The 6408-nt window shown below is 68.1% G+C and carries 7 protein-coding genes; 3 read left to right on the top strand and 4 right to left on the bottom strand.

Annotated features, from left to right (window positions below):
- Positions 1 to 1059 (top strand): cation:proton antiporter (locus AC1D1G_RS39820; RefSeq protein WP_477956342.1); only part of this gene is annotated, 1059 nt, incomplete at its 5' end.
- 62 nt (positions 1060 to 1121) lie between these two features.
- On the opposite strand, the gene AC1D1G_RS39815 is transcribed toward AC1D1G_RS39820, so the two are convergent.
- Positions 1122 to 2495, bottom strand: a complete 1374-nt coding sequence (locus AC1D1G_RS39815) for an RNA polymerase sigma factor (RefSeq protein ID WP_105414588.1) — start codon at positions 2493 to 2495, stop codon at positions 1122 to 1124.
- A gap of 121 nt (positions 2496 to 2616) precedes the next feature.
- On the bottom strand, positions 2617 to 3369 hold the full coding sequence (ppgK, locus tag AC1D1G_RS39810) for a polyphosphate--glucose phosphotransferase (RefSeq protein ID WP_283331910.1): 753 nt from the start codon (positions 3367 to 3369) through the stop codon (positions 2617 to 2619).
- 156 nt (positions 3370 to 3525) lie between these two features.
- Between ppgK and AC1D1G_RS39805 the strand changes: the two genes are divergently transcribed.
- Positions 3526 to 4428, top strand: a complete 903-nt coding sequence (locus AC1D1G_RS39805) for an inositol monophosphatase family protein (protein WP_477956341.1) — start codon at positions 3526 to 3528, stop codon at positions 4426 to 4428.
- Between the two features lie 7 nt (positions 4429 to 4435).
- Here the strand turns inward: AC1D1G_RS39805 and cei are convergent, their stop codons facing one another.
- Positions 4436 to 5125, bottom strand: a complete 690-nt coding sequence (gene cei / locus AC1D1G_RS39800; protein WP_105414591.1) for an envelope integrity protein Cei — start codon at positions 5123 to 5125, stop codon at positions 4436 to 4438.
- 480 nt (positions 5126 to 5605) lie between these two features.
- On the opposite strand from cei, the gene AC1D1G_RS39795 reads away from it, so the two are divergent.
- On the top strand, positions 5606 to 5908 hold the full coding sequence (locus AC1D1G_RS39795) for a DUF4193 domain-containing protein (protein ID WP_005240850.1): 303 nt from the start codon (positions 5606 to 5608) through the stop codon (positions 5906 to 5908).
- Between the two features lie 46 nt (positions 5909 to 5954).
- Here the strand turns inward: AC1D1G_RS39795 and AC1D1G_RS39790 are convergent, their stop codons facing one another.
- Positions 5955 to 6407, bottom strand: coding sequence for a DUF3093 domain-containing protein (locus tag AC1D1G_RS39790; protein ID WP_477956340.1), 453 nt, complete (start codon positions 6405 to 6407; stop codon positions 5955 to 5957).
- Position 6408 lies beyond the last annotated feature (1 nt).

Raw genomic sequence — 6408 nt, 5'->3', positions numbered from 1 at the left:
GGCGGACTCTGCTTCGGCAGCGGCGGATTCGTCAACCTCGGCGACATCAGCGAGTTCAGTCACTTGGCGGCCGAGATCGGGGTGGTCCTCCTCCTGCTGCTGCTGGGGCTGGAATACACCGCGTCGGAACTCGTCACCGGGCTGCGACGGTCGTGGATGGCCGGGGTCGTGGACGCCGTTCTCAATGCCGCGCCCGGAGCGGTCGTCGCACTGATGCTGGGGTGGGGACCCACCGGCGCGGTTGTGATGGCCGGCGTCACCTACATCTCGTCGTCGGGCATCATCGCGAAGGTGCTGAGCGACCTGGGTCGGCTCGGTAACCGTGAAACGCCGGTCGTGCTCTCGATTCTCGTGTTCGAGGACCTCGCGATGGCCGTGTATCTGCCCATTCTGACGGCGCTGCTCGCCGGCGTCAGTTTCGCCGGTGGACTCGAGGCGGTGGGCATCTCCCTCGTCGTCATCTCGGTCGTCCTCGTGATCGCACTGCGGTACGGCCGCTACGTGTCCGCCCTGCTGGACAGCCCGGACAGCGAGACGCTGCTCCTGAAACTGCTCGGCGCCGCGCTCCTCGTCGCGGGGATCAGTTCGGCGATGCAGGTGTCGGCCGCCGTGGGGGCGTTCCTGCTGGGGATCGCGATCTCCGGTACGACCGCCCACAACGCGAGCCGCGTCCTCGAACCGCTCCGCGATCTGTTCGCCGCGATGTTCTTCGTGGTGTTCGGACTCAACACCGACCCCCGGGCGATTCCACCGGTTCTCGGCTGGGCCGTCCTGCTCGCCGTGGTCACCGCGCTGACGAAGATGGTCACCGGCGCCTGGGCGGCGAAACAGCAGGGCGTCGGGCGGCTGGGCCGGGCCCGGGCGGGGGTCGCGCTGATCGCGCGCGGCGAGTTCTCCATCGTCATCGCAGGCCTGGCATTGTCGGCCGGAGCGGTGGAGAGCGAACTCGTGGCACTCGCCACCGCGTACGTGCTCCTGATGGCCGTCATCGGCCCGGTGGCGGCACGGGTGGTCGAACCGGTGGCAGGGGCCTGGATCCGGGTCCGCACCAGCGCGTAGCGAGACACAGACGACGATGCCCCCGGACTCGCTCGGAGTCCGGGGGCATCGAGGTGTGTTCGTCAGTCCAGGTAGTCGCGCAGCACCTGCGACCGGGACGGGTGGCGCAGCTTCGACATGGTCTTGGACTCGATCTGACGGATGCGCTCACGCGTGACCCCGTAGACCTGCCCGATCTCGTCGAGGGTGCGGGGCTGACCGTCGGTCAGGCCGAAGCGCAGGCGCACGACGCCCGCTTCACGCTCGGAGAGCGTCTCGAGCACCGACTGCAGCTGATCCTGCAGAAGGGTGAACGACACGGCGTCGACGGCGACGACGGCCTCGGAGTCCTCGATGAAGTCGCCGAGCTGGCTGTCGCCCTCGTCGCCGATCGTCTGGTCGAGGGAGATGGGCTCACGAGCGTACTGCTGGATTTCCAGCACCTTCTCGGGCGTGATGTCCATTTCCTTGGCGAGCTCTTCGGGAGTGGGCTCACGGCCCAGGTCCTGCAGGAGTTCACGCTGGATGCGGCCGAGCTTGTTGATGACCTCGACCATGTGCACCGGGATGCGGATGGTGCGGGCCTGGTCGGCCATCGCGCGGGTGATGGCCTGACGGATCCACCACGTGGCGTAGGTCGAGAACTTGTAGCCCTTGGTGTAGTCGAACTTCTCGACGGCACGGATGAGGCCCAGGTTGCCTTCCTGGATCAGGTCGAGGAAGGCCATGCCGCGGCCGGTGTAGCGCTTGGCGAGCGACACGACGAGGCGGAGGTTCGCCTCGAGGAGGTGGTTCTTGGCGCGGTTTCCGTCGCGGCAGATCCAGCTCATGTCCCGGCGCTGGGCGGCGGGGAGCTTCTCGCCGGAATCGGACAGTTCCTGCATGATCTGGGTCGCGTAGAGCCCGGCCTCGATCCGCTTGGCGAGCTCGACCTCCTCTTCGGCGTTGAGGAGGGCGACCTTGCCGATCTGCTTGAGGTAGGCACGGACCGAGTCGGCGGACGCGGTCAGTTCGGCGTCCTTGCGGGCCTGGCGGAGCGCTTCGGACTCCTCCTCGTCCCACACGAAGTCGCCGGAGGCCTTGTCCTTCTCGGACGGCTCCTCGGTCTCCTCGTCCTCGCCGACTGCGACGACCTCGACGACATCGGACTCGACCTCGGCGAGATCGCCCTCGGTGATGTCGATGTCCTCCATGTCGGCGGAGTCTTCGTCGAGGTCTTCGCCGTCCGCACCCTTACCGGCCGTGGCCTTCTTGCCGCCCGCCTTCTTGGCCGCCGCCTTCTTGGCGGGGGCCTTCTTCGCTGCTGCCTTCTTGGCGGGAGCCTTCTTGGCCGCCGGCTTCTTCGCGGGAGCTTCCTCGGCTGCCGGAGCGGTGCCGGTGGCTGCCGCTCCGACTGGTGCTTCCGGTCCTGACTCCGAAGTCGAATCAGCAGTCTGACGTGTATCGGTGGCTGCCACGTACGCCCTTTCGTGACGGTGTCGTGCGGCGTCACGCCAGAGTGGTCATCCGGCGGAGAGGTCTACTGGTTTCGCCGGCGCGCAGCCGGGCTCTTCCATTGTAACGACCCATCCGAATTAGTTACGGAGCGATGCCCGTTTCCACTGCGAGCGCAGCACCGACGATGCCCGCCGTATTCAGCAGCGCAGCAGGTACGACGGGTGTCCTGTTGGTCAGATGCGGGATCCACTTCTCGTTCTTCCGGCTGATTCCGCCGCCGGCGATGAACAGATCCGGCCACAGGAGGTTCTCGAACCGGGTGAGGACGCGGCTCACTTCGCCGGCCCATTCCTTGTACGACAGGTCCTTCTTCTCCTTGACCGAGGACGCCGCCCGGTGCTCGGCTTCCTTGCCGTCCACCTCCATGTGCCCGAACTCGGTGTTGGGAAGCAGGACGCCGTCGTGGAGGATCGCCGAGCCGATGCCGGTGCCGAACGTGAGGAGGATGACGACCCCCTTCGCGTCCTTGCCTGCGCCGAGCGCGTCCTCCCCGATCCCCGCCGCATCCGCGTCGTTGAGGACGGTAACGAGCCGGCCGCCGAGTGCCTCGGAGAACAGCGCGCGGGCGTCCGTCCCGATCCACTTCTTGTCGATGTTGGCGGCGGATCGCGCCACACCGCCGGTGACGACGCTCGGCAGGGTGATACCGACCGGTCCGTCCCATTCTGCCTGGCGGATGATCTCGGCGACGGTCTCCGCGACCGCCTCCGGAGTGGACGGCTGGGGAGTGAGGAGTTTGATGCGGTCCCCGACCAGCTGGCCCGTCTCGAGATCCACGACGCCACCCTTGACGCCACTGCCTCCGACGTCGACACCGAACCCCGTTTTGGTCATGGCGTGTGCTCCTTCGTGTCGACGACGACGTGTTCTCCGGCGCTCTTCTGCTGCTCGTCACACTAGTGTGTCGACGCGTGTTCGGTGGGCGATGACACCAGCCGTGCGAACCGTCAGCGGTGGTGTGAGGCAGCGAAAGTGTGTTCCGATGGGTGGGTGCATGCACCCCAGAGTTCAGAGTCCGCGCCAGGCCATGTCGGCACCGACCCCAGGCGACTGCTCGAGGTCGCCGTGGCGGTGGCCGAGGAAGCCGCCGCCCACGTCCGGGCGCGACGGCCCGAGGTCTTCGGAATCGTCGGGAAGCGAGCGGGATCCGGAGATGCCGTCGCCTCGAAGAGCACCCCGACCGACCCGGTCACGGTGGTCGACACCGAGAGCGAGCAGGTCATCCGCGACCGGCTCGCGGAGCTTCGCCCCGACGACGCGATCCTCGGCGAAGAAGGTGGGGGAGAGGAGGATTCCGTCGCCGAGGTGCGGTGGATCGTGGATCCGATCGACGGCACCGTGAACTTTCTGTACGGCGTCCCCGCGTACGCGGTCTCCGTGGCGGCCCAGATCGACGGGGTGTCCGTCGCCGGGGCCGTGGTCGACGTGGCGGCCCGATCGACCTACGCGGCGGCACGCGGCGGCGGGGCCACCCTCACCGACGCGGACGGGCGGGTGAGCGACCTCCGGTGCAACCCGGTCACCGACGTGTCGATGGCGTTGCTCGCCACCGGATTCGGGTACGGCGCAGCGCGGCGCAAGGCGCAGGGCGCCCTCATCGCGGACATCCTGCCGAGGGTGCGGGACATCCGCCGGATCGGCTCGGCGGCCCTCGATCTGTGCATGGTCGCGGCCGGCCGTGTCGACGCGCATTTCGAACACGGGCTGAGCCCGTGGGACTGGGCCGCGGGGTCGCTGATCGCGACCGAGGCGGGGGCCCGCGTGCGAATCCCTTCCCCGCAGACGTCGAGTGCGGACGGCGACGTGGTGGTGGCCGCGGCCCCCGGCATCGCCGACGCGCTGGACGCGCTGTTCGCCGAGATCGGGGTGGACGCCCCGATCCCGGAACGGTGACCGCCGGTCAGCAGCGGGCGGTGCGCGCCGCCTTCAGCAGGTCGATGTCGAGGGGGGCGGGCTGGCTTCCGGGCGGCGGATCCTTCAGGGACCGCAGGACCTCTTCGGCGTCGGTGTTCGGCGAGATCTTGCGGAAGTAGGTGCCGAGCGCGAGGTCGACCGTGTCGTCGGTGCGGGTGTCCTGGATGAGTTCGGCGCACGGGGCCACCAGCCAGAGCGCGCTGGCGGCGGCGGCACCGTTGGGACCGAACCGCAGCTGGCCCTGGCACTGCATGTTCTGGTCGACGTAGACCGGGTCGTTGCCCGCCTGGACGTCGGGTGCGCTCGCGAACCCGTAGTCGCTGAGCTGTGCGGCCACCTGCGCCGCCTGGCCGTGCTCGCCGTTGGCGTTGAACACACGCACCTTCGTGGCGGACAGCGCGGCAGGCTCCACGTCCCGCAGGGTCGAACCGTCGACCTTTTCGCCCAGCGCCTGCTGCGGCGGGGCGGCGGGGTCGACGGGTTGCGCGGCCGGCTGCGGAGGGTTGCAGTCGACCGTGGTGGCCAGATCCTCGTCGTCGCCGAGGACGCCGGCCCACACGACGGCCCCGAGCAGGGCGAGGACCGCGAACACCACGAGGATCGGCAGCGCCCGCCGCCGCCGGAACGGACGACCCTTGTCGTCGAGCGGGCTGCCTTCGGTGATCAGTGAAACCACAGTGTGCCTCGACCTCTCCTACGAACTGCGCTTCGTACGTTGCACCCGTACTGCGCACCGATACAGGGCCCGGCCACACGTCGTGGCGCAGGTTCGGCACCTACCTTAGATCCCGGGCACGTCATAACCCCGAACCCGTCCCCGTTGTGGAATGTCACAGCTTGCTGTGGTGTTGGTGACGATTAGCAGACAATTTGCGCGATCGGTCGATTCGGTTACGACTTTTGTACTTCCTTCGGCTACTGTCTGGCGGCCCCAGTCGTTCAAAGCGTGCAGGACGAGGGTCGGCAGAAGATGACAAATGAGGCGTAGATCATGTTTCCGGAGCCTGGTTCCGGGCACGAACCCATCCGCTGCAGCGTTGTGCAGCCGCAGGGTGTGATCTGCGCCGAGGCGGTTTTCGTGTGGACGGTCGACCAGCAATCGGTTCGACGTACCGCACGGGCCGGGATACACCGAAGAGGATGAGGGGAAGGCGACATGGCAACTGACTACGACGCACCGCGGCGAACAGAGTCCGACGAGGTTTCGGAGGATTCGCTGGAGGAACTGAAGGCGCGACGCAACGAGGCTCAGTCGGCTGTTGTCGACGTGGACGAGTCCGACACCGCGGAATCGTTCGAACTGCCCGGCGCGGATCTGTCCGGTGAAGAGCTCTCGGTGCGGGTCGTGCCGAAGCAGGCCGACGAGTTCACGTGTTCGAGCTGTTTCCTGGTGCACCACCGCAGCCGACTCGCCAGCGACGCGGGCGGAGTACTGGTGTGCAGGGACTGCGCAGCCTGAGCGGCGGCGAGTACGAGAGGCGGACGGTGGGAGGCCCACCGTCCGATCAGTCTCCGTCCGTATGCGGGCGGGCACGGTTGACGGCGGCCAGCAATTCGGCCGGCCGTCGTGTGCTGATCAACCAGTAGGGGGTCGGGTCCTCGGGGTCGTCGAGCACGATCAGTGCCATCGGCTTGACCCACACCCGGTGTTGCACGAAGGCGGCGGGGTCGAGCTGACGACCGAGCGCCGCACTCTTCGCCGAACCGGGTACCTCGGCGACCCGCGAGATGACATCCAGCGGCAGGTGCGCCTGTCCGACCCGCAGGTGGACACCGTCCGGTTCCTCGACGACCTCGACGCGGAGACGGCTGAGCCAGACGAGTCCCCACACGGGCAGGGGCAGTAGAAGGACGTACGGCAGCCACGCGCGCAGGCCCGGCGCACCCATGTGCACCTCCGCGGCGAGCAGACCGGCGACGAACAAGCCCACTGCCCACCACCAGACGGGTACCCACAGG

The sequence above is a fragment of the Rhodococcus sp. P3_B8 genome, from assembly GCF_056402775.1.
The sequence above is the reverse complement of the archived record's forward strand: the minus strand, read 5'-3'. Positions and strand labels throughout refer to the sequence as shown.

Bases quoted from the DNA above. Each gene is read 5' to 3' on its own strand.
- ppgK (WP_283331910.1), bottom strand. From the start codon at position 3,369: ATGACCAAAACGGGGTTCGGTGTCGACGTCGGAGGCAGTGGCGTCAAG.
- AC1D1G_RS39795 (WP_005240850.1), top strand. From the start codon at position 5,606: ATGGCAACTGACTACGACGCACCGCGGCGAACAGAGTCCGACGAGGTT.